Origin of the sequence: Paraburkholderia sp. BCC1885, from assembly GCF_900996235.1 — a bacterium.
Classification (GTDB): domain Bacteria; phylum Pseudomonadota; class Gammaproteobacteria; order Burkholderiales; family Burkholderiaceae; genus Paraburkholderia.
In genome coordinates, this window is the sequence record NZ_CAAJGM010000279.1 from 1 (window position 1) to 2,111 (window position 2,111).

The following is a 2,111-nucleotide window of genomic DNA, read 5'->3' on the forward strand; positions in this document are numbered from 1 at the left end:
GCACGATCGAGATCCGCATCGGCCGTGCGGTGGTTAAGGTAGACGGCCTGGTCGACGCTGACATGCTGCGTACCGTGCTGGGCAGTCTGCGATCATGATCTCTCTGCCGGTTGGTACGCGCATCTGGATTGCTGCAGGCGTGACCGATATGCGATGTGGGTTCCAGGGACTGGCCGCGAAGGTACAAACGGCGCTTGAAGAGAATCCGCTGGGAGGCAACGTCTACATCTTCCGGGGCCGCCGGGGCGACCTCGTAAAAATCCTCTGGGCAACGGAGGACGGAATCTGGCTTCTCGCGAAGCGGCTTGAGCGGGGCCGTTTTATCTGGCCCCAGGCCGACGGCGGGAAGGTCCATCTGAGTTCAGCACAACTGTCAATGCTTCTCGAGGGCATCGATTGGCGACAGCCCCGTCGTACCGCCGCGTTATCGATGTTGTAAACCGCGCCGCGGACTCGTAAACTACGGCGTATGTCGAATGGCGCCGATCTTCCAGACGATGTCGAATTGTTGAAGGCCTTGCTGGTCGAGGCCCGTAGTCTGCTTGCTGAACGCGATGTCGAGATCGAGCAGCTTAAGGCGCAGATCGACAAACTTCGACGCATGCAGTTCGGCCGCAAGTCCGAACAGTTGCAGCGGCAGATCGAGACCCTCGAGGCCCAACTCGAGGATCTGGCCGCCGGACGCGGCGTTGCAGACGTGGAGCGAGCGCAAGCTCGAGGCGCAAACGCTTCCTCCTCCAATGCAACGATGGACGAAGCGGCTTCGAGGCAAGCGCTGGCTGCGCACCTCGCGCGTGAGGATCGTGTGCTCGAGCCCGAATCGAGTTGCCCGGACTGCGGTCAACAGATGCAGGTGCTCGGTGAGGACGTGTCCGAGCAACTCGCCCGGGTCGCAGCGGCGTTCAAAGTCGTTCGCACGATCCGGCGCAAATTCGTTTGCCCATGCTGCAGCACCATCAGGCAGCCACCCATGCCCGGCCTTCCGATCGAGCGGAGCATCGCCCATCCAAGCTTGCTGGCGGATATCCTCGTTTCGAAATACGCAGACCACCAGCCGTTGTATCGGCAATCGGCGATCGCGGCGCGCGACGGCGTGACGCTCGACCGGGCCAGCATGGGTCGCTGGGTCGGCCAATGCGAAGCGTTGTGCGCGCCGCTGATTGAGGCGCTGCGCCGCTATACGGTGTCGGCCGCCAAGCTGCATGCGGACGACACGCCGATCCCGGTGCTCTCACCGGGCAACAGGAAGACCCGCACCGGTCGGCTATGGGTCTATGTGCGCGACGATCGTCGCTCGGGGTCGACGCAACCCGCTGCGGTATGGTTCGCATACTCGCCGAACAGACAGGGCATCCACCCTCAGACTCATCTCGCCGGCTTCAGGGGGACCCTGCAAGCGGATGCTTACGCGGGCTTCGATGAGCTGTTCCTGGGTGGCTCCGTACTGGAAGCGGCATGTCATGCTCACGCGAGGAGAAAGTTCTACGACATCCACGTGCGCACGCCGTCCGACACGACGCAAAAAGCGCTTGAATACATTGGCGCGCTATACGACATCGAGGCCTCCATTCGCGGCAAGCCAGCGGCCGAACGGCTACAAATACGGCAGGAGAAAGCCAGGCCACTGCTTCAAATCTATGAAGCGTGGCTCAAGGCCAGGCTCGAAACATTGTCGTCGAAGTCCGACACTGCCAAGGCGATCAACTACTCGCTTAACCAGTGGCGCGCCCTGACGCTATATTGCGAAGACGGCACGCTCGAGATCGACAATAACATCGCGGAAAACGCGTTGCGTTGTGTAAGCCTGGGTCGGAAGAATTTCCTGTTTGCCGGTTCCGACAGCGGTGGTGAACGTGCTGCTGCGATGTACTCATTGATTGGCACGTGCGCCCTCAACGACATTGATCCGCGCGCTTACCTGAACTATGTGCTAGCTCACATCGCTGACCATAAAATCAATCGCATCGACGAGCTTCTGCCGTGGCGCGTGGCCGACAAGCTGCACACGCCAGCCAGTCCGCCGACACCCGCTACCTGACAGTCCAAGTCCGGATCACCATCATGCCTCACGTGCACGCGCGTGGACGAACGGCCCACGTGAGCCGCTTACC

2 protein-coding genes are annotated in these 2,111 nt (G+C 61.3%); both read left to right on the plus strand.

Features of this window, described 5'->3' with window-relative positions:
- Window positions 1-94: 94 nt before the first annotated feature.
- Entirely contained in the window at window positions 95-439 is a 345-nt protein-coding gene (tnpB, locus tag FQ755_RS35955) for an IS66 family insertion sequence element accessory protein TnpB (protein WP_074294021.1), read from the plus strand.
- Between the two features lie 30 nt (window positions 440-469).
- A complete protein-coding gene (tnpC, locus tag FQ755_RS35960) occupies window positions 470-2,038 on the plus strand; it encodes an IS66 family transposase (protein ID WP_144162801.1) in 1,569 nt (522 codons plus the stop codon).
- The last annotated feature ends 73 nt before the right edge of the window (window positions 2,039-2,111 follow it).